The sequence below is a fragment of the Bifidobacterium sp. UBA4282 genome (assembly GCF_002394995.1).
Lineage (GTDB): Bacteria > Actinomycetota > Actinomycetes > Actinomycetales > Bifidobacteriaceae > Bifidobacterium > Bifidobacterium pullorum_B.
The window spans coordinates 1-20,258 of sequence record NZ_DGVO01000030.1 but is presented as its reverse complement, the minus strand read 5'-3'; the positions used below and the strand labels follow the sequence as shown (position 1 = coordinate 20,258).

16 protein-coding genes are annotated in these 20,258 nt (G+C 65.6%); 2 read left to right on the top strand and 14 right to left on the bottom strand.

Annotated features, from left to right (window positions below; genetic code table 11):
• Position 1 precedes the first annotated feature (1 nt).
• The 8 genes from B4C31_RS04520 to B4C31_RS04485 all read right to left on the bottom strand — a co-directional run bounded on the left by B4C31_RS04520 (position 2) and on the right by B4C31_RS04485 (position 9,834).
• Entirely contained in the window at positions 2–736 is a 735-nt protein-coding gene (locus tag B4C31_RS04520; RefSeq protein WP_291531514.1) for a DUF3159 domain-containing protein, read from the bottom strand.
• Between the two features lie 70 nt (positions 737–806).
• Complete coding sequence (locus B4C31_RS04515; RefSeq protein ID WP_291531513.1) at positions 807–1,664, bottom strand: DUF3710 domain-containing protein; 858 nt, start codon at positions 1,662–1,664, stop codon at positions 807–809.
• 94 nt (positions 1,665–1,758) lie between these two features.
• Positions 1,759–2,619 carry an exodeoxyribonuclease III gene (locus tag B4C31_RS04510; protein WP_291531512.1) on the bottom strand — a complete coding sequence of 287 codons (861 nt, stop codon included), beginning with the start codon at positions 2,617–2,619 and terminating at the stop codon, positions 1,759–1,761.
• Positions 2,620–2,736: 117 nt separating this feature from the next.
• Positions 2,737–4,758 (bottom strand): dipeptide ABC transporter ATP-binding protein, encoded by a 2,022-nt coding sequence (locus tag B4C31_RS04505; RefSeq protein ID WP_414631844.1) that lies wholly within the window; start codon positions 4,756–4,758, stop codon positions 2,737–2,739.
• Positions 4,759–4,769: 11 nt separating this feature from the next.
• A complete protein-coding gene (locus tag B4C31_RS04500) occupies positions 4,770–5,759 on the bottom strand; it encodes an ABC transporter permease (RefSeq protein WP_291531510.1) in 990 nt (329 codons plus the stop codon).
• A 10-nt stretch (positions 5,760–5,769) separates the two neighbouring features.
• Positions 5,770–6,696, bottom strand: coding sequence for an ABC transporter permease (locus B4C31_RS04495; protein ID WP_291531509.1), 927 nt, complete (start codon positions 6,694–6,696; stop codon positions 5,770–5,772).
• A gap of 218 nt (positions 6,697–6,914) precedes the next feature.
• Entirely contained in the window at positions 6,915–8,549 is a 1,635-nt protein-coding gene (locus tag B4C31_RS04490) for a peptide ABC transporter substrate-binding protein (RefSeq protein WP_291531508.1), read from the bottom strand.
• Positions 8,550–8,877: 328 nt separating this feature from the next.
• A complete protein-coding gene (locus B4C31_RS04485) occupies positions 8,878–9,834 on the bottom strand; it encodes a tyrosine recombinase XerC (protein WP_291531507.1) in 957 nt (318 codons plus the stop codon).
• A gap of 122 nt (positions 9,835–9,956) precedes the next feature.
• Here B4C31_RS04485 and B4C31_RS04480 point away from each other — a divergent pair, with 122 nt between their 5' ends.
• Entirely contained in the window at positions 9,957–10,892 is a 936-nt protein-coding gene (locus B4C31_RS04480) for an isoaspartyl peptidase/L-asparaginase family protein (RefSeq protein ID WP_291531506.1), read from the top strand.
• Between the two features lie 181 nt (positions 10,893–11,073).
• Here the strand turns inward: B4C31_RS04480 and B4C31_RS04475 are convergent, their stop codons facing one another.
• Complete coding sequence (locus tag B4C31_RS04475; protein ID WP_288920364.1) at positions 11,074–12,711, bottom strand: peptide ABC transporter substrate-binding protein; 1,638 nt, start codon at positions 12,709–12,711, stop codon at positions 11,074–11,076.
• Positions 12,712–12,907: 196 nt separating this feature from the next.
• Between B4C31_RS04475 and B4C31_RS04470 the strand changes: the two genes are divergently transcribed.
• On the top strand, positions 12,908–13,159 hold the full coding sequence (locus tag B4C31_RS04470; protein ID WP_291531505.1) for a DUF6725 family protein: 252 nt from the start codon (positions 12,908–12,910) through the stop codon (positions 13,157–13,159).
• A gap of 37 nt (positions 13,160–13,196) precedes the next feature.
• On the opposite strand, the gene B4C31_RS04465 is transcribed toward B4C31_RS04470, so the two are convergent.
• The 5 genes from B4C31_RS04465 to B4C31_RS04445 form a co-directional block, all read right to left on the bottom strand.
• Positions 13,197–14,234 (bottom strand): prephenate dehydrogenase, encoded by a 1,038-nt coding sequence (locus tag B4C31_RS04465; RefSeq protein WP_414631842.1) that lies wholly within the window; start codon positions 14,232–14,234, stop codon positions 13,197–13,199.
• The gene (locus B4C31_RS04460) at positions 14,228–15,214 is read right to left on the bottom strand and encodes a prephenate dehydratase (RefSeq protein WP_291531503.1); all 987 of its coding nucleotides are present in this window, start codon (positions 15,212–15,214) and stop codon (positions 14,228–14,230) included. Before B4C31_RS04460 ends, B4C31_RS04465 begins: the two co-directional genes overlap by 7 nt.
• Positions 15,211–15,789: an alcohol dehydrogenase gene (locus B4C31_RS04455; protein WP_414631841.1), complete on the bottom strand. Its 579-nt coding sequence runs from the start codon at positions 15,787–15,789 to the stop codon at positions 15,211–15,213. The genes B4C31_RS04460 and B4C31_RS04455 overlap by 4 nt, the downstream gene beginning before the upstream one ends.
• Positions 15,790–15,854: 65 nt before the next feature.
• Positions 15,855–17,783 carry a translational GTPase TypA gene (typA, locus tag B4C31_RS04450; protein WP_291531502.1) on the bottom strand — a complete coding sequence of 643 codons (1,929 nt, stop codon included), beginning with the start codon at positions 17,781–17,783 and terminating at the stop codon, positions 15,855–15,857.
• Positions 17,784–17,906: 123 nt separating this feature from the next.
• The coding region (locus B4C31_RS04445; RefSeq protein WP_291531501.1) for an FtsX-like permease family protein at positions 17,907–20,258 on the bottom strand (2,352 nt) is incomplete at its 5' end.

Below are 20,258 nucleotides of genomic sequence, written 5' to 3'. Positions count from 1 at the left end.
CCTAGGCGTCCGGCCGTTGCGGTTCCTGTTCGCCGGGCCGCTCCTCCGCAGCGGCGTGCAGCGCCTTGTGGTGATGCATCGGAGTGGCGATGATCAGATAGGAGATCCAGATCATCAACGCCCAGAACGGGATGCCCATCAGCAGGCGCGCCGTGCCCAGCCAGCCGACCTGGTCGGTCAGATACAGCGGCACCTGCACCAGCAGCCGCAGCGAGAACACACCGATCCACAACGCGGTGATGATCGTGTACGCGCGCTTGAGCGGTTTGTCCTGCATCCAGTCGTCCAGCCAGGCCCTGAGGTGCTCGGTGGGCAGCGTGCGGATGAACTCGACCGCCAGACCGAGCGCGGGGACGCGGACGATCAGCGAGATCGACAGCAGGACGATATAGAACGCGTTCGTCAGGAATCCGAACATGTAGTAGTTGCGCGCCTCGTGGCTCTGCCACGCCCAGATCAGGCAGATGCCGACCGCCAGCAGCCCGCTGGCGGCGCCCACAGCCGATTGACGTTGGATCAGGCGGACGACGACCTGCAGCACCGCCAGCACGGCCGAGACGATAACCGTCAGTTCCAGGTTGCCGGTGATGACGAACAGCGCCACGAACACCACGCCGGGCAGCATCGATTCGACGACGCCGCGCGGTCCGCCAATCGCGTCGATGACGGAGAAGTCCTCATCCTCGCCGGCGCTGGCCAGCGAGGCCAGTCCGGTGCGTTTCCTTGGTTCTGTCATGCGGGTATCCCGATTCCATGGCTTTGCGCCGGCCGGCCGCCACAGCGATCGGCCGGCGTAAGCGGTGCGTTCAGCGGACTTCGGAGAACATCGGACCGCGCGAGAGCGTGGTCTCGACCTGCACCTGCTGGTCGGAATCGAACGGGCCCTTGGGCTTGTCCGGCACGTCGCGCTTGCCGTTGTCCTCGGCGTCCTCGGTGGCCTGCTCGGCGGCACGGCGCTGCTTCGGGGTCACCGGCGGGTGCATCGGGATCAGATCGCGGGGGGCCAGCGGCTCATCGCCACGCTCGACGACGATATCGGCGAAGAACTTGTTCAGCGCGTCGGTCTCGGGGCCTTCGGCCACCGCGGCGCGACCGGAGAACACGCCGCGCAGCATCCAACGGGGTCCGTCGATGCCGACCACGCGGGTCATCACGGTGCGGCCGCCCTTGATCGTGACCGGCAGCATGACCTCGGTGCCGAACACGCCGGCCTTCTGCGTCGCCTTGTCGTTGGCGACGAGCAGATCGTCGCGCATGTCATTCCACAGGCCCATCGTCTTCGGGGCGGCGAACGCCTCGATCTCCAGGCTGGAGGCGCCGAAGGTGATGGTGGCGCCCAGCACCTGGCCGGTCTTGCGGTTCGCCTTGATGCGCAGCTGGATGCCCAGCAGGAACGGCAGGTAGTACGATCCCATGTCCAGGTATTCGTCGTAGTCGGGCACGTTCTCGTCGTTGACGTCCCACGGGCCGTACTGCTCGCCGCGGCCGACGTACGTGTCCGCGGCGGCCGGCGGGAACGCCGGGGTCTGCGGCTCCTGCTCATCGGCGGCCTGTGCGGCGGCGTCCTCGGCGGCGTCCTCGGTCTTGTCGGCCTTCTCCAGATCCTCGGCCTCCTGGGCTTCCTTGGCCTCGCGCTTCTTCCTGCCGAATCCGAACAGTCCCATAATGCTCCTTTGGTAGTGGCTCGTACACGGGTGCAACCGTCCTATAGCCTAGCACCCGGACGGCATCCGAACCTGAATGGCCGCTGGGGATGCCTCACACGTCGTATGTAATCGTCAGCGGCGCGTGGTCGGACCAGCGCGCGTCATAGCTGGGGGCCTTGTCGATGACGAACCCACGCGCGGTCTGCGCGAGTTCCGGCGTGGCGAACTGGTAGTCGAGCCGCCAGCCGACGTTGTTGTCGAAGGCGCGCCCGCGCTGGCTCCACCACGTGTACGGCCCCTGGATGTCGCCGGCCAGTTCGCGCATGACGTCCACGAACTCGTATTCGCCCAGCCAGCGGTCCACGTAGGCGCGCTCCTCGGGCAGGAATCCCGCGTGCTTCTCGTTGGCCTTGGCGTTCTTGATGTCCAACGGCGTATGCGCGATGTTGAAATCGCCGCACAGCACCGCCTGGCGCCCGCCAGAGGCCGCCTCTTCGCGCAGCTGGCCGAGCCGGATCAGCATGGTATCCAGGAAACGGTACTTCTGCGCCATCTTGATCTCGTCGTCGCTGTTGCCGGCATGCACGTACACGCAGGCCACGGTGATCACGTACCCCTGCGGCGTGCGGACGTCGGCCTCGATCCACCGGCCGGAATCCACGTCCTCGTCCAGCCCCGGCAGTCCGTACCGGCGGTCGATGACCGGCAGGTCGCTCAGCAGACCCACGCCGGCACGGCCCTTGACGCGGCAGACCTCGTTCATCGCCGACAACTCCCCCCGGTCGCCGATCTTGCCCGCGGTGGCGTATTCGAGACCGAATTCGGCGAAGATCGGGTCAATCTCCTCCTGCGGGGCGCGCACCTCCTGCATGCACCACACGTCCGGCGTGTTCGCGCCGGCCCATGCCGCGATGCCCTTGCGCCGCGCCGCGCGGATGCCGTTGACATTCGAAGTCGTGATCGTAATCGTCATACCCCGAACCTTAGCACTTGCACCGCCATACGCCCCTCCTACTGGGATACGAAAAGGGCGGCCCGCCCCGAAAACGGGAGCGGGCCGCCCTGAAACGGTGACGGTACCGGCGCGGGCTCAGTCGAGGCCGAGCTGGAGCTTGCCGCCGGGGATGGCGTCGAGCAGGTCGCGCGTGTACTGCTGCTGCGGGTGGTCGAAGACCTCGTCGGTGGTCGCGTGCTCGACCAGCTTGCCGTGCTGCATGACCACCACCTCGTCGGCGATCTGGCGGACGACGGCCAGATCGTGGGTGATGAACAGGTAGCTCAGGCCGCGTTCGGCCTGCAGGTCGTTGAGAAGACGCAGCACCTGGTCCTGCACCAGCACGTCGAGGGCGGAGACCGCCTCGTCGCACACGATGACGTCGGGGTTCAGCGCCATGGCGCGCGCGATGGCGATGCGCTGGCGCTGGCCGCCGGACAGCTCGTTCGGGTAGCGGCCCATGGTGGACTCGGGCAGCTCGACCATGTCGAGCAGCTCGCGCACGCGCTTCTCGCGGCTCTTCTTGTCGCCGATCTTGTGGATGCGCAGCGGCTCCTCGATCGAGCGGTAGATCGAGTACATCGGGTCGAGCGAACCGTACGGGTTCTGGAAAACCGGCTGCACGTGGCGGCGGAAGTCGAGCAGTTCGGCACCCTTGAAGGTGGAGATATCCTTGCCCTCGTAGGTCACGGTGCCGTCGGTCGGCTCAAGCAGCTTCAACACCATGTTCGCCACGGTGGACTTGCCGGAACCCGACTCGCCCACAATGGCCAGCGTGGTGCCGCGCTTGACCGAGAACGAGACGTCGTCCACGGCCTTGAACATCTCCTGACGGCGCGGGAGCTTGAACTCCTTGGTCAGGTGGTCCACGGTGATGATGTGCTCGCTCTTCTCGAGGGTCTCCTCGCCCTTGACGTGATGCTCCATCAGGGCGGTGGCATCCTGGCCGCGCTCCTTGGCGGAGATGATACGCTGCGAAGCCAGCGACGGGGCCGCGGCCACCAGGCGCTTGGTGTACGGGTGCTGCGGGTGCTGCAGGACCTCCAACGACGGGCCGGATTCCACGACCTGGCCCTTGTACATCACCACGATGTGCTGAGCGCGCTCGGCGGCCAGACCCAGGTCGTGGGTGATGAACAGCACGGCGGTGCCCAGCGAATCGGTGAGCATGCGCAGGTGGTCGAGGATCTTCTTCTGCACGGTCACGTCGAGCGCGGAGGTCGGCTCGTCGGCAATCAGCAGGTCCGGACGGGAGGCCAGGCCGATGGCGATCAGCGCGCGCTGGCGCATGCCGCCGGAGAACTCGTGCGGGAACTGGCGTGCGCGGGTGGCTGCGTCGGGCAGGCCCGCCTCGGACAGCAGGCCGGCGATGCGGTCGTTCATCGTGGAGCCGATGACGTACTGCTTGGCGATGCTCCAGGCCTGGTCATGATCCACACCGGCCTTGATGAGGTCCTCGGCCACGCGCCAGCGGGTTTCGGAGCCCGGCACCCATTCGGAGCGGAAGTGCTCCATGCAGCCCTCGACGTCCGCATTGCCGGCCTTCTCGACGGCGGCCTTGGCGGCATCCATCAGGGCGGGCAGCTCCTTGGAGCCCAGGAAGGTCTCGTCGTCCTTGCCCTTCAAGTCCACGTCTTCGGCCACCAGCGCCTCGGCCAGCGCGGAACGCTTCTCGTGCGCGATGTCCATGTTGTTGGCGGTCAGCGCCTCCTTGACTTGGGAGCCGATGCGCCACACCGGGTTGAGGTTGCTCATCGGGTCCTGCGGGACCAGGCCCATACGGGAGCCGCGGATCTTCTCATACTGTTTGCGGTTGAGCTTGCTCAACTCCTCGCCGCCGAGCTTGATCGAACCGCCGGTGACCTTGCCGGTGCCGGGCAGCAGGCCGAGCACGGCCATGGCCGAGGTGGACTTGCCCGAGCCGGACTCGCCCACGATGGCCACCCACTGGCCCGGATAGACGGTGAAGGATGCGTCACGCACCGCGTGCACCGTATGGCCCTTGTCCGACGTGAAGTCGACCTGCAGGTCCTTGACCTCGAGCAGCGGGCCGTTCGTTTCCTGGTACTTGCGAATGGCGTCGGTCTGAGACTTGCCAATAGTGTTTTCGTTGCTCATCATGCCTCCACTCACGCCGTGCGGCTCTTGGGATCAAGGGCGTCCTTCACCGCGTCGCCCATCATGATGAACGCAAGCACGGTAACCGCCAGCGCCGCCGACGGATAGAACAGCACCTCCGGATTGGTCCGCAGCAGGGACTGCGCGGTCGAGATGTCGCCGCCCCAGCTGACCACGCTCGACGGCAGACCGATGCCGAGGAAGCTCAACGTGGCCTCGGAGACGATGTAGGAACCGAGGGACGTGGTCGCGATGACGATGACCGGGGCCAGCGAGTTCGGGATCACGTGGCGGAACAGGTTGCGCATCGGCGTGGAGCCCAGCGCGGTCGAGGCGGTGTTGAACTCCAGGTTCTTGGCCTCCAGCACGGCGCTTCGGGCGATTCGGGCAATCGAGACCCAACCGAAGAGCGCCAGCACGAGCACGACCTTCCAGATCGAGGTGGATGTACGGAACATCTGGAGCACGACGATGGCGCCGAGCAGCATCGGGATCGCATAGAAGATGTCGGTGATACGGCTCAGGATCGCATCGACCCAGCCGCCGAAGAAACCGGCGATGGCGCCGATCAGACCGCCGACCAGCGCGACGATCACCGTGGTCAGGATGCCGACCGAAACCGAGGTACGGGCACCGTAGATGACGCGGGAGTACACGTCGCAGCCCTGCTTGTCGAAGCCGAGCGGATGGCCGGAGGACGGGCCGGCCAGCGAGTTGTCCAGCGTGCAGTACTTCGGGTCGTTGCTGGTGAACAGCTGCGGGAACAACGCCACCACGACGATGAAGACGATCAGGATCGCGGAGATGACGAACAGCGGATTCTTGCGCAGCGTACGCCAGGCGTCGGCCCACATGCTGGTCGGCGGCGCCGACTCATCGATCGAGTCGACGGCGCGCAGCGGGGTCTCCTCCTCGGGGGCCACATAGCGTTCCTGACCGGGCAGGGCATCAATGAAGAAGTTCTCGGCATCCGAGGACAGGGTGTTCATAGTATTGGCCATGGTCTTCCTCTCACGCGTAACGGATACGCGGATCGAGCACCGCGTACAGCATGTCGACGACAAGGTTGCAGATGACGAAGATCATGACCATGATCGTCACGATCGAGACGACCAGCGTGCCCTCACCGCGCAGGATGCCCTGGTACAGCGTATTGCCGACACCCTGGATATTGAAGATGCGTTCGGTGATCATGGCGCCGCCCATCAGCGCGCCGATGTCGGATCCCAGATAGGTGACGACCGGAATCAGGGAGTTGCGCAGGATGTGGCGCAGGGTGACCTGACCGTTGGTCATGCCCTTGGCTCGCGCGGTGCGCACATAGTCCTCGGACTTGTTCGATGAGATCTCGGTGCGGGCCAGTCGGATGATGTACGCCATCGACACGCTGCCGAGCACCATGGCGGGCATCAGCAGGTCGAGGAATCCGGGGTTGGCGCCGGCGGTCACCGGAAGGATGCGCCACTCCACGCCCAGGAAGTACTGCATGACGAAGCCTGTGACGAAGGTCGGGACCGAGATGAGCAGCAGCGAGACGATCAGGATGACCGAGTCGTACCACTTGCCCTTCTTCAGGCCGGAAATGATGCCGAAGACCACGCCGAAGATCGCCTCGAAGCAGAACGCCATGATGGCCAGCTTGATGGTGACGGGGAAGGCTCGACCGATCACGTCGATGACCTCCTGGCCGGCGAAGGTCTTGCCGAAGTCCAGCGTCAGCGCATTCTTGAGGAACAGCAGGTACTGGACGACGAACGGCTTGTCAAGATTGTATTCCGCCCGGATCTGCGCGGCTACGGCCTCATTGACGGGCTTGTCTCCGAACATGGCCTTGACCGGATCACCCGGCAACGCGAACACCAGAGCGTAGATCAACAATGTCGTGCCGAGTACCACGGGGATCATCTGCAGAATGCGCCGCAGAAGATATTTACCCATCGGCTTCTCCTTTTGTTTCTATTATCAGTTTCCCCGAAGCAGGCATGCGGAAGACGCCCTTCCGAGGCATATATGTTCAGTAGTGTATCAGCACGTGTGTAAAGACTGTGTCCATTATGCATCCGCCGGGGCTCAAACCCCTATATGCCAAGAAGGGAAAGGCGGATGAATCCGTCTTTCCCTTCCCGCGTTATGAACCGGATCTTACCGTGTCAGACTCACTTGGTGAGCTCCTGATACACCGGCACGTTCTTCCAGTTGAGCACGAAGCCGTTCACACCCAAGGCGGCGGCACCGGAAGCGTTGGAGTAGTACATCGGCACTGCCGGCATGTCCTGGAACAGGATCTCCTCGGCCTGCTGGTACAGCTTGTTGGCTTCCTCGGTGTCCGGGGTGGCGGCGGCCTGGGTGATCAGCGCGTCGAACTCCGGGTTGGAGTAGTCGCCGTCGTTGGCGCCCTGGCCGTAGGCGGCGTCCGTGGTGTACAGCGGCTGCAGGTAGTTCTCGATCGACGGGTAGTCGGGCTGCCAGCCGGTACGGAACGCGTTCTTCATCGTGCGGTTGGACACGGCGTCACGGAACTCGGAGAACGTCGGCATCGGGTTGGTGGTGGCCTGGATACCCAGAGCGTTGGAGATCGAGTTGGCCATGGCGTCGTAGACGTCCTTGCCGCCCGAATCGGAGTTGTAGGCCATCACGAACTGGTCGTTGTCGCTCCACGGGTTGATCTCGTTGGCCTGATCCCACAGCTTCTTGGCCTCCTCCGGGTTGTAGCTCAGCGCCTCGTTGCCCGGGATGGAGTCCGAGTAGCCCGGGATGACCGGGGCCGACCACTCGATGGCCGGGGTGCCGATGCCGTTGAGGACCTTGTCCACGATGGACTGGCGATCGATGGCCATGGAGATGGCCTTACGGCGCAGGCGGCCCTCGTCGTCGAGCTTGAAGTGCTCCATATCGGAGGGGAAGGTGAAGGACTGGAACACGGAGCCGGCCTCATTGTAGGGCTGGACGTTCTCGTCGGTCTCGAACGTGGCCTGGGCGGAGGTCGGGATGGTGTGCATCGCATCCAGGTTGCCGGCCGACAGATCGGCGTAGGCAGCTTCCGGATCGGTGTAGACCACGAAGTTCAGACCATCGTTCTGGGCCGGGGCAACACCCTTGTAATCGGGGTTCTTGACCATCTTGATGTTCTGGTTGTGGTTCCACTCCTCGAACTTGTACTGGCCGTTGCCGACCGGGTTCTCGCCGAAGGCCTCCGGATCGTCGTAGAACGACTCCGGCAGCGGGGCATAGGCGGTGTAGCCGACGCGGATCGGGAAGGTCGAGTTCGGGCCGGTGAGTTTGACGGTGAAGGTGGTGTCGTCGACCACGGTCAGGCCGGACAGCTGGGCGTTCGGATCGCCCTCCGGATCCTGCAGGTCCTCATAGCCCTCGATGACCGAGAAGAAGGAGGCGTTCACCATACCGTTGGCGGCGTTGGCGGAGTAGCTCCAGGCCTTGGTGAAGGACTCGGAGGTCACCGGGGTGCCGTCGGTGAAGGTCCAGCCGTCGTTCAGCGTGATCGTGTACTCGGAGCTGTCCTCGTTGGCCACGATCTCCTTGGCGACCTCGTTCTGGGCGTTGCCCTTGTCGTCGAAGGTGACGAGCTTGGCGAACAGCATGTCGATCGGGTTGCCGCCGCAGGTCTCGTTGGTGTTGGCGGGGATCAGCGGGTGCTGCGGCTCGCAGCCGTACACGTTCATGATCATCTCGCCGTCGGCGGCGTCACCGTTGCCGCCCTGGCCGCCGCAGCCGCCCAGCGCAAGCGCCAGCGAGCAGGCCGCAGCCGCGAAAGCAATGGCTTTCTTCTGCATAAAGGTTTCTCCTATTCTTGACAGGCGGGACCAGGGGCCCCGCTCACGCAAAAAGGGTTGAGACCGTTGTACGGCCAGCCAACCCCTTTGCTGATCATGCATCATTCTCCCCCACGTTTCCGACAAGCCACAACCGCCGTCGCACATTGTGGACACGACCGGTCCTCCCCTGAGGCCATGATGTGTCCGGCACCTTGGAATCCCTGACTTCCGCCGGGGCTTGACGGCCTCTGACGGACCGCGGTGAATTTCCCCTGAATTCACCGAATGGATGCTGCAATGTTACAAATATGTTACCTAGACGTGTTGTTTATGTGCATATCCTGCATCAGGCGCGGGGGAAGGCCTGGGCGTAGCGCCGCTTGAGCTGTTCCATCGACACATGCGTGTACCGCTGCGTGGTCTTCAGCGAGGAGTGCCCCAGCATTTCCTGCACCTCACGCAGATCCGCCCCGCCGTCCAGCAGATGCGTGGCGGCGCTGTGGCGCAGCGCGTGCGGGCTGATGTCGGGCACGCCGGCGGCCTGCGCCCGCTCATGCACCACCCGGCGCACCGTACGCGGATCGATCCGCCCTCCCCTGACCCCGAGGAACAGCGCATCGCCGGACCTCTCCCGGACCAGCGCGGGACGGCCCTGCCGCAGCCATCGCTCCAACGCCCGGCACGCCGGCACGCCAAACGGCACGACCCGCTGCTTGTTGCCCTTGCCGGTCACACGCACCGTGCGGTTGTCGAATCCGACATCGCCGATATCCAATCCGACCAGCTCCGCCACACGCATGCCCGTGGCGTACAGCAACTCCAGCATCGCGGCGTCACGCAGTCTGACGGCATACCCCGACTCGTCACCGTCATCGCCATCGTCGCGGTCCGAATCATCCGCCGTCTGCTCGCCGCAACGTCGCTCCGTGTCGTCGAGCAAGCGACCGGCCTGGACGGCGTTCAACACATCCGGCAACGTGTCCGGGATCTTCGGGGTCATCAGCATGGCGGACGGGTCCGAGGGGATCCTGCCATGCTCGCACGCCCAGCCGAAGAAACCGCGTACCGCCACCGTCGCGCGGGCCATGCTCGACCGCGCACGCGTGCGCGATGCCGACGCCAGGCAGGAGCGCAGATCCCCGATCGTGACCTCCCCCAGATCACGCACCCCCCGCAACTCCAAGGCCTGCAGGCATTCGCGCACGTCCTGCCCGTAGGCGCGGCGGGTGTTCTCGCTCAACCCGCGATTCGCCTTGAGATAGCCGAGATAATCGGCGAGCGCATCCTCGAACCGTGACTCCATGCCTCCTATATATCACAGTCCGCCGCATCCGTCGTGAAACGCGTTCGCCCCCACGGCCAGGCACCGCGTATCATGGCGTTCCGGAACCATACGCCATCCCATGAGATGAAGGAGGAACATCCATGACCCAGACCACTTCCACGCCGCACATGGTCCGCGAATTCGCCGGATCCGAGGACGGCATCCTGCTGGTCATCCACGCCGGCGCCGGCAACCGCGGCAAGCACGACTCCCCGGAGCGCCGGGCCCAGGCGGAGCAGGACCTGCGCCGCGCCCTCGAAGCCGGATACACGCTGCTCGAACAGGGCGCGCCGGCACAGGATGCGGTCTGCGCCGCCATCCGCGTCATGGAGGACGCCCCCGAGTTCAACGCCGGACGCGGTGCGGCCCTGACCAGCACGGGTCTGGCGCAGATGGACGCCTGCTTGATGACCGACGATGGCGAAGTCGGAGCCGTCGCCGGTGTGACGACCGCGCGCAATCCGATCGATGCGGCGCGCGCCGTCAAGGAGCAGACCAAGCATGTGCTGTTCGCCGTCCCCGACACCGCACAGCTGGAATCGTGGGGCGTCGCGACCTGCGAACCGGACTACTTCATCACCCCGGACCGTCAGCGCTCCCTGGCCGAGGCCCAGGCCGACGGCGACGAGTGGGAGAAGCACGGCACGATCGGCGCCGTCGCCCGTGATGCCGAGGGCCACATCGCCGCAGCCACCTCGACCGGCGGCATCACCAACCAGCTGCCCGGCCGCGTGGGCGATACGCCGCTGCCGGGTTGCGGCACCTACGCGAACAGCGAATCCGCAGCCATCTCGTGCACCGGCATCGGCGAGGCGTTCATCAAGGCGACCGCGGCCCGACAGGTCGCCGACCGCATCAACTACGGCGGACAGGATCCCGCCGATGCGGCCGCCGCCGCACTGGACGACGTCGCCGCGCACCATGGCGAGGGCGGCATGATCGTCATCCCCGCGCACGGACGCGGCGTGCTCGCGTTCAACAGCGAGATGATGAACCGCGGCTGGCGCAGCCCCGACGGCGAATCCGTGCAGAGCTGAGACGATTCGCGCGGAACCGGTCACCCGGAAACGATGAGGGGAGGGTGGACACCGGATTCGGTGTCCACCCTCCCCTCATCTCTCTTGCGGCGATATCTCTATTGCGGCGATGCACGCCGTACCGTCGGACGACTGTGCGGGCGTCGCGGACGTATCCCGTCCGCCACGCCCGCACTGCACGTCACTTGGTAATCGTGTTGTAGGTCGGCATATTGGTGTAATCGAACGCAACGTTCTGCACACCGACCGCGGAAGCCGCAGCCACGTTGTCGCACCACAGCGGAATCGACGGCAGATCCTGCAGCAGGATCTCCTCGGCTTTGTGGAACGCCTCGGTGCGGGCCTGTTCATCGGTCTGCGACAGCGCGGCCGCCAACGCCGCATCGAACTCCTCGCTCTTGTAGTCGCCGTCGTTAGAACCGTGACCGTCCGCGGACGCGGAGGCATACAGCGGGGTCAGGTAATCCTCGGCGGACGGGTAGTCGAGCTGCCAGCCGGAACGGAACGCCGACGTGATGGTACGGTCGGTGACGCGTTCGCGGATGTCGCTGAATGTCGGGTACGGATCGCCGGCCGCATCGATGCCCAGCGTGTTCTTCAGCTGGTTGCATACGGCATCGACCCAGTCCTTGTGGCCGCCGTCGGCGTTGTAGGCAATCTTGAATTCGCCGCTCCACGGGGAGATCGCGTCGGCCTTGTCCCACAGTTCCTTGGCCTTCTCGGCATTATGTTCGAGGTTCTCCACACCCGGCAGGTCGTCGGTGTATTCCGGCACCAGCGGCGAGGTGAAGTCCTTGGCCGCGGTTTTGGTGCCGTGGTAGATCTTGCTGACGATCTGATCGCGGTCGATCGCCATCGAGATCGCCTGACGGCGCAGCTGGCCTTCCTCGTCCTGACCGAAATGCTCAAGCCGCTCGGGGATGATGAATCCCTGATACGACGAGCCGGGCTGGCTGTACGCGACAATCGATTCGTCCGTCTGGAAGGTCTCCAACGCGGACGCCGGCACCGAATCCATCACGTCGAGGTTGCCGGACGACAGGTCGGCGTAGGCGGCCTCGGGGTCGGTGTAGACACGGTATTCGATGCCGTCGTTGCTGACCTTGCGGTTGCCCTTGTAGTCGGGATTCGGCACGACGATGATGTTCTTGTTCGGCTCCCACGATTCCAGCATGTACGGTCCATTGCCGATCGGGTTGTGACCGAACGCGTCGATGTCCTCATAGGCGGCGGACGGCAGCGGGAAGAACGCCTGGTGGGCCAGCTGGACCGGGAACACCGAATCGGGCTGGTTGAGCGTGACGACCAGCGTGTAGTCATCCTTAACCTCAAGGCCGGACAGCTTGGCGTCCTCGGCCACGGACGGGTCCTGCAGCTCGTCGTACCCCTGGATCACCGACATGCGGCTGCCCTGCTTCTGGGCGTTGTGCACGTTGGCCGCGAAGCTCCATGCGTCGGCGAAGGACGAGGCGGTCACCTTCTCGCCGTTCGTGAACGTCCAGCCCTCGTTGAGCTCGATCGTGTACTGGGTTGCGTCCTCGTTCGGCGTGATCGACTTGGCGACCTCCAACTGCTGGTTGCCGTCCGCGTCGAAGCTCACCAAGCCCTCGAACAGGTAGCGGATCACCTTGCCGCCGCCCATCTCGTTGGTGTTCGACGGCACCAACGGGCTCTGCGGTTCGGAGTTGTTCACGGAGATGATCATCTCCCCTTCGGCGGTCTCGGCATCGCCGGAGCCGCCGCAGCCGGCCAGACCGGCCGCCAGCAGTGCCACGGACACCGCCGCGGCAGTCAGCCGTGACATCATGGAACGATTCATATCGAGTCCTCTCTCTGGTGATGATGCCGCCTCATCGTCGACGTCATACCGTCGCGGCGACTGTCCATGATGGTACACATCCGATTCCCCGCGGACACGGACGGTCCACGATGCGACCGTCCGAATTCTCGTCGCCAGACCCCCGTGCGCGCCCCGTGGGCGTAGGATGGAACGCAATCGTACGGAAGGAGCCGTCATGCCGATGCCACGTGAGATTCCCGCCGGCGCGCGGATTGTGGTGCGTGTCTGCGAAGGGGTGGACCCGCAGGACCAACGTATGAAATTCCGCGATTACGTCGGGCACGTACGCTCATGGGACGGCCATACGCTGGAGATGACCCGCGACGCGGCCGCGAACGGCTCCCGCCCGGAGCAACGTGTGAGTCTCGACGTCGAGTCGATCGTGACGATCAAGCCGGTGCCGGAACGTCCGACGTCCCATCCGTGACCTACAAACGGCGGGCATGACCCGCGGGCGGCGGGCGTCAGCGGATATGCGACAGCTCGCGCACCACCACGGTGCGCGGGGCCGCGAACCGTACGATGTGTTCGCCGCGGCGGGCCAGATCCATCAGCGCCGTCTGCCACCCGTGCTCGGGCAGCTCGACGGCCCGCTCCGGCGCGTGGGCGTGGATGTCCGCCTGCGCCGCTTTGAACGTTCGGAACGGATCGCCCTCGGCGAAGAACCGTGTCAGCGCGGCGTCGCGCCCCACACCGTCCAGGACGTCCGCCACCGCAAGCAGCCGTGAGGACACGTCCCGCAGCAGTCGGGACACATTGGTTTCGTCCTCCTCCACCATGGCCCGGGTGCGGTCGGGATCGGTCAACGCCACCCGCGTCATGTCACGCCATGACCCGGCGGCCAGTGCGGTGGCGATGTCGCGTTCGGGGTCGGTGACCAGTTCGTTGACCAATGCCGTGGCCACCACATGCGGCATGTGGGAGATCAGACCCGCGGCGCGGTCATGGGTCCGGTCATCCACCACGATCATGCGGTTGCCGCACAGCCCGGTGATCATCCCCGCCACGGCCAGGAACCGCCGGTAGTCCGAATCCTCCCGCACCGTCACGGCCCACAGCGCATCGTCATACAGCGCCGGGTCCGCGGCCGACCAGCCGGAACGCTCGTTGCCGGCCATCGGATGCGCCCCGATATACCGCTCCCCCAGACCGGCGGCCTCGACCTGGTCGCGCACCATGCCCTTGACACTACCCACGTCGGTGAGCGTGGTCCGCTCGTCCAACACCCCGGCCAGCGCCGCGAGCGTCTCCGGCATCGCCTTGAGCGGATTGCACAGCACCAGCACATCCGGCCGTGCGGCGGACAGCGCCTCGATGGTCGGCAGGCAGCGTATGCCACGGGCCTCGGCGCCGGCATACGGACGCGTCGTATGGTTCCATGCCAGCACCTCGCACCCGGCGTCATGCAGCCGGCAGGCCAGCGACCCTCCGATCAGGCCGAGTCCGACGATACCGACGCGCCTCGGCGTCATGCGATCAAGCTCCGTCCGTGTCCCTACCACAGCAGCTCCCTGTCCAGCTCGTCCGCCCGATTCCGGGCGGCATCGCGCAACGTCCCCTCATCGACATGTACCCCGCCCTCCGGCAGCATCCACGCGTCGACCGGCGGATTCGGCCGTTCCCGGCGCGGATAGACGGCCAGGGTCTTCACCCAGTCCCCGTGATCGGCGATCTCCTCCAACACGGCGCGGAACCGAGGTTGCCACGGGGCGGCGTCCAACGTGACGATGAAGCTGTAGGTGCCGTCATGCCCCTTGATCGGGCGGGAGATGAAGCTCGTCATGTTCAGGCCGGCATCACGCACCACGTCCAGCAGGTTGGCCAGCACGCCGGGGCCGGTGCTCAGCGGGATGAACGTGATGATCGTCTCGAACTCATCCACCCCATTCCGGCATGCCTGATCCAGCAGCCGCCGGGCTTCGGCGCGGGGGGCGAGCACTAGGAACTCGGTGTGTGCGCCGGAATAATCCTGCACCGATTGCGCCACGGTGGTCAGGCCATAGAGCGGGCCGCAGATCGAGGGTCCCAGCGCCACCTGGCCGGGCTGCAGGTCGCGGCAGGCGGCCGCGTTCGAGGCGGCGGGCACGGCCGTCAGATGATGTTCGGCGATGAACCCCTTGCACTGCGCCAGCCCGTGGGGATGCGCGCTGACTCGGACGCCGTCGGGATCGATGCGGGGGCCGCGGGCGAACGCGTCGAACGCGATGTCGACCGCGACGCGCACGAATCCGACGGCGTCCCGCGAATCGATCAACAGATCGAGATTCGGGACCACATACCCCTCGACGTTGCTCTCCCAGGCGACCACACCCCAGGCCTCGCCGCGTTCCACGGCGGCCACGATCGCGGGCACGTCGGACACCGCGATCAGCTGCGGAGTGCATCCGGTGCCGAGGGGGCCGCCGGACAGCAGCTCCGCCGCGCCCGCCGCGGCCTGATGGGTGAATGAGCCCTGAGGCCCCAAATAGTGCAACGGCTTCACCGCGACTCCCCCTCGTCGTCCCACGGCATGTCCGTCATGTCTGCGGTGCCGTCATCGGACCCATCGCCGTTCCCCTCAACGGCGAACATCTCGGCGGCGTCCGAAGCCTCTGGACCCGGAACCAGACGGTCCGGCACCATGAACCACCGCGCCGGCAGGAACAGCATGACCACCTGTATGACGATCACGCCGTAGATCCAGATCACGCCGGCGTGCTGGCAGAAGAACGGTACCTCGCCGCTGAATCCGACCGGAACCAGCGCGTCGCCGCCCGGGCCGTAGCCGGTCAGCATCCATACCGCCGCCGAGGAGGCGATCAGGTGGAATCCCAGTCCCACCGCATTGCTGCGCGCGCGGGCGCACCAGGTGGAGATGCCTAGAATCAGGAACGCCAGCAGCAGACCATAGGGGATGTTCTGCGCCGCGCCCATGCGGTGGGCCAGCGTGCCGACGACGCCGGCAGCTATGCCCGAGACGATGGTGATCAGGACGCGGACCGCGTACGGCTGGCGGTGGCTCCACGGCTGCAGGGTCGGGTCCGACTGCCGCCGGGATGAATTGGCGATGGAAGTCATGCGTTCCAGTATAGGTGTGCCGCCGGTTGAAGCCGGCGGCACGGTCACTACTTGGCGTTGGAAGCTCAGGCCTTGGCCTGATTATTCTGACGACGCTGCTTGGCGCGCCACTTGTACCAGTCCTCGCGGCCGAGGATAATCTTGCGCACGCGAATCGACTCCGGCGTGACCTCCACGCACTCGTCCTCGTTCGCGAAGTCCAGCGCCTCTTCAAGGCTCATCTTGATTGGCGGGGTGAGCGTCTCCAGCACGTCGGCGGTGGAAGAGCGCATGTTGGTCATATGCTTGGCGAGCGTGATATTCACGTCCAGCTCGTCCGGCTTGTTGTTCACACCGACGACCTGTCCCTCGTACACCGGGGACTGCGGGTCCACGAAAAAGTTGCCACGGGCCTGCAGGCGCTGCATGGCGTACGGAGTGGCCACGCCCTTGCGGTCGCAGACCATCGAGCCGTTCTGGCGCGTGGTGATCTGGCCTGCCCACGGCGCGTAGCCGGCGGAGATCGACGAGGCGATGCCGGTGCCGCGCGTGGAGGACAGCAGCGTGGTCCGGAAGCCGATCAGACCACGGCTCGGCACGGTGAACTGCAGGCGGACCCAGCCGGAGCCATGGTTGGACATCGATTCCATACGGCCCTTACGGTCGGCCATCAGCTGGGTGACGGTGCCCATGTACTCCTCGGGCACGTCGATGGTGGTGTTCTCCATCGGCTCGCAGACCTGACCGTCGATGGTCTTGGTGACCACCTGCGGACGGCCGACGGTCAGCTCGTAGCCCTCGCGGCGCATCTGCTCGGCAAGCACCGCCAGCGCGAGTTCGCCGCGGCCCTGCACCTCCCAGGCGTCCGGACGGTCGGTCGGCAGCACGCGGATCGACACGTTGCCGATGAGCTCGCGATCCAGACGATCCTTGATCATGCGGGCGGTGAGCTTGTGGTCCTTGCCCTCCGTGCCGGCCAACGGGGAGTCGTTGACGCCGAAGGTCATCGAGATGGCCGGCTCGTCCACGTGGATCAGCGGCAGCGGCTTCGGGTCGGACGGGTCGACGATCGTCTCGCCGATCATGATGTCGTTCACGCCGGCGATGGCCACGATGTCGCCGGGGCCGGCCTGCTCGACCGGGAAGCGGTCCAGGCCCTTGGTGCGCAGGATCTCGGTGAGCTTGAAGTTCTCGATCGTGCCGTCCACACGGCTCAGGCCGTACTGCTTGCCCTTGACGAGCATGCCGTTGTAGATGCGGACCAGACCCAGTCGGCCCAGGTAGTCCGAGGCGTCGATGTTGGTCACATGGGCCTGCAGCGGGGCGCCCTCCTCGTATTCGGGGGCGGGGATGTTCGAGATGATCGAATCGAATAGCGGCTCCAGGTTGTCGTTGTCCGGCAGCCCGCCGTTCTCCGGCTGGTTCGTGGAGGCGTAGCCGGCCTTGGCGGCGCAGTAGATCACCGGCAGGTCCAGCAGCGAGTCGAGGTCCAGGTCCACGCCCTCCTCGATCACGTCCTGGGCCAGGCCGAGGAGCAGGTCGGTGGCCTCGCCCACGACCTCCTCGATGCGAGCGTCCGGGCGGTCCACCTTGTTCACGCACAGAATCACCGGCAGCTTGGCCTCCAGGGCCTTGCGCAGCACGAAACGGGTCTGCGGCAGCGGGCCCTCCGAGGCGTCGACGAGCAGCACCACGCCGTCGACCATCGAGATGCCGCGCTCGACCTCGCCGCCGAAATCGGCGTGGCCGGGGGTGTCGATGACGTTGATCGTGATGCCTTCGGGATGGCCGTACTTCTCGGCGAGCGGACCGGTGTACTGCACCGCCGTGTTCTTCGCCAGGATGGTGATGCCCTTCTCACGCTCCAGATCATTGGAATCCATCACGCGGTCGGGGACCTCCTCGCGCTCGGAGAACACGTGCGACTGCTGGAGCATCGCGTTCACCAGCGTGGTCTTGCCGTGATCGACGTGCGCCACGATCGCCACATTTCGAATATCGCCACGAACTGCCATCAAAACCTCTCTTACCTGATCTCAGTTGCGTTCCTTCGGTACCGGACCGTTCGGCAAACCCCAGTACGTCCACACAAACCGAGCCAAGTGTAGCGGGATTGCTTGACAGCTCCGCTCCGAGGCTCACTCGGTGCGCAACGCGGTGGCCGGATCCTGCCTGGCGGCCTTCTTCGAGGGGATGATGCCGCCGATCAGCGTGAGCACCACGCTCAGGACGACCAGCGCCACACCACCGGACACCGGCAGCACGCCGCTGACCTCGTTCGTGCCCATGAAATGATGCAGGATGGCGTTGCCGGGGATGAGCAGCAGCAGCGTCACACCCACGCCGATCAGGCCGGAGCACAGGCCGATCATGCCGGTTTCGGCGTTGAACACCGAGGAGACGTTGTGCTTCGAGGCGCCCATGGCGCGCAGGATGCCGATCTCCTTGGTGCGTTCCAGCACCGAGATGTAGGTGATGATGCCGATCATGATCGAGGAGACGACCAGGGAGACCGCCACGAACGCGATCAGCACGTAGGTGATGACGTTGACGATGGTGGTCACCGAGCTCATCAGCGCGCCCACGTAGTCCACGTAGGTGATCTTGTCCTGTTCGGAGGCGTCGGCGTTGTACTGGTCGATGGCGTCCGAGACCCCGTCCTTGTCCTCGAAGCTGTCGCAGTAGATCCGGATCGAGCTCGGGGCGTCCCGGCTGATCACGCCGAAGGCGGAGAGGTTGTCGTCGTAATCACCGGTGGAGACGTACTCGTCGTAGATGTGGATGAAGGTCGCGTCGTCGGCCGTGGCCAGATAGGCGTCGAGCTGCTGAGCCAGCATCTCCTCGCTGGCCGCTGCGCCGCCCGCGGCCTCGGCGGCGCTCATATCCGTGCCGGCCTGCGCCGTCTCGGTCATCAGTCCGGCCGCCAGCTGCGCCTTCTGCGTCACGCCGAGGCCGGCCACATAGGTGCGGGCGTCGGCGACCTTGGTCGCGTCATCGGAGGGCGAGAACGTCATGCCGTTGAGCACGTTCACGTTCTGGTTCGCCTGCTGGTCGGTGACCACCGGGCTGGAGGCCGTGTGGTCGATCAGATAGTCGGTCAGGGCGTGCGTGTAGCCGACCGAGCCGTCGATGTTGGCCGCGTCGGCGTCCTCGACGGGACGGACGACGCCGACGATCTTGAGCGGCACGGCGGTGCCGTTGTCGATCAGCTCCCCCATCCGCTCGGCGTCGTCGCCGACGTAGGTGTACCGTCCGTCGCCGCCGCGCACGTACTCGTCGCAGGCTGCGATCAGGTACAGCGGCTGGTTCAGGACCGCGTCGTAGTCGATCTTGATCGTCTGCTGGTCGATCTTCTCGCCGTCGTCGAGCCGCTTCATCAGGTCGTTGTAGTCGCTCGCCGGCAGCAGGCCCAGCTCGTACAGCGTGCTCAGCGGGATCTCGTTGTTGCGGTCGGCCACCAGCACGACCTCGTCCTGCGCCGTGGGCCATGCGCCCTCGACGACCTCGTAGTTGTCGGTCACGACCTTGCTGATCAGCTGGTCGCTCCCCTCCCCCGGCATGATCTCGCCGAAGGCGCCCGGGGCGGCGTTCTCGTCGATTTCGCCGGTGACCATGGACATCTGCATGGCCGTCACGTCGGACATGCTGCTCATCGAGCCGCCCTGGGTGGCCATCATCGAACCCATCGAGCCAGTGTCGTCGCCGAAGTCCACGCCGTCGGCGTTGACCAGCGTGCCGTCCGGGTCATGGCTGACGACCGCGAACTTGACGTCGTACGAGTAGTGGATGCCGTTGGACCCCACGTACTGGTGGATGGCGCTGTCGGGATCGTCCAGATACCGCTTGAACGCGGTCAGGTTGTTCTCGGCGATGCTGCTGGTCAGCGTGGACGCCTGGGTGAAGCTGGAATCGTCGGCGTATACGCCGTCCAGCGCATGGTCGGCGGTGCGCTCCGCGTCCGCGTCGGCCGCGCTCTCCTCCAGCAGCGATTGCAGGTCCCAGCTCTTGGCGTCGATGGAGATCGGGTAGGCGGTCATCGTGTCCCGCTGGATGGCCGTGATGTAGTTGTTCACGCCGGTGGACACGGACAGGATCAGCGCGATGCCAATGATGCCGATAGAACCGGCGAAGGAGGTGAGCACGGTGCGCGCCAGCTTGGTTCTGAGGTTGTTGAAGCTCAGGGCCACCGCGGTGCCGAAGGACATCGACGCCTTGCCCATGGTCCGGTGCACGGCCGGCGTCGACTCGGCCTCGTCGATGACGTAGGGGTCGGAGTCGTCGACGATGCGGCCGTCGCGCAGGTTGACGATGCGCGTGGCGTACTGCTCGGCCAGATCCGGGTTGTGCGTGACCATGACGACCAGACGGTCCTTGGCCACCTCCTTGAGCAGGTCCATGATCTGCACGGAGGTGTCGGAATCGAGCGCGCCGGTCGGTTCGTCGGCCAGGACGATGTCCGGATCGTTGACCAGGGCGCGGGCGATGGCCAC

Excerpts from the sequence above, each read along its gene's own strand:
- B4C31_RS04505 (WP_414631844.1), bottom strand. The coding sequence starts at position 4,758 with ATGAGCAACGAAAACACTATTGGCAAGTCTCAGACCGACGCCATTCGC.
- B4C31_RS04480 (WP_291531506.1), top strand. The coding sequence starts at position 9,957 with ATGACCCAGACCACTTCCACGCCGCACATGGTCCGCGAATTCGCCGGA.
- B4C31_RS04515 (WP_291531513.1), bottom strand. The coding sequence starts at position 1,664 with ATGGGACTGTTCGGATTCGGCAGGAAGAAGCGCGAGGCCAAGGAAGCC.
- B4C31_RS04475 (WP_288920364.1), bottom strand. The coding sequence starts at position 12,711 with ATGAATCGTTCCATGATGTCACGGCTGACTGCCGCGGCGGTGTCCGTG.
- B4C31_RS04510 (WP_291531512.1), bottom strand. The coding sequence starts at position 2,619 with ATGACGATTACGATCACGACTTCGAATGTCAACGGCATCCGCGCGGCG.
- B4C31_RS04500 (WP_291531510.1), bottom strand. The coding sequence starts at position 5,759 with ATGGCCAATACTATGAACACCCTGTCCTCGGATGCCGAGAACTTCTTC.
- B4C31_RS04455 (WP_414631841.1), bottom strand. The coding sequence starts at position 15,789 with ATGACTTCCATCGCCAATTCATCCCGGCGGCAGTCGGACCCGACCCTG.
- B4C31_RS04495 (WP_291531509.1), bottom strand. The coding sequence starts at position 6,696 with ATGGGTAAATATCTTCTGCGGCGCATTCTGCAGATGATCCCCGTGGTA.
- B4C31_RS04520 (WP_291531514.1), bottom strand. The coding sequence starts at position 736 with ATGACAGAACCAAGGAAACGCACCGGACTGGCCTCGCTGGCCAGCGCC.
- B4C31_RS04490 (WP_291531508.1), bottom strand. The coding sequence starts at position 8,549 with ATGCAGAAGAAAGCCATTGCTTTCGCGGCTGCGGCCTGCTCGCTGGCG.
- B4C31_RS04470 (WP_291531505.1), top strand. The coding sequence starts at position 12,908 with ATGCCGATGCCACGTGAGATTCCCGCCGGCGCGCGGATTGTGGTGCGT.
- typA (WP_291531502.1), bottom strand. The coding sequence starts at position 17,783 with ATGGCAGTTCGTGGCGATATTCGAAATGTGGCGATCGTGGCGCACGTC.
- B4C31_RS04485 (WP_291531507.1), bottom strand. The coding sequence starts at position 9,834 with ATGGAGTCACGGTTCGAGGATGCGCTCGCCGATTATCTCGGCTATCTC.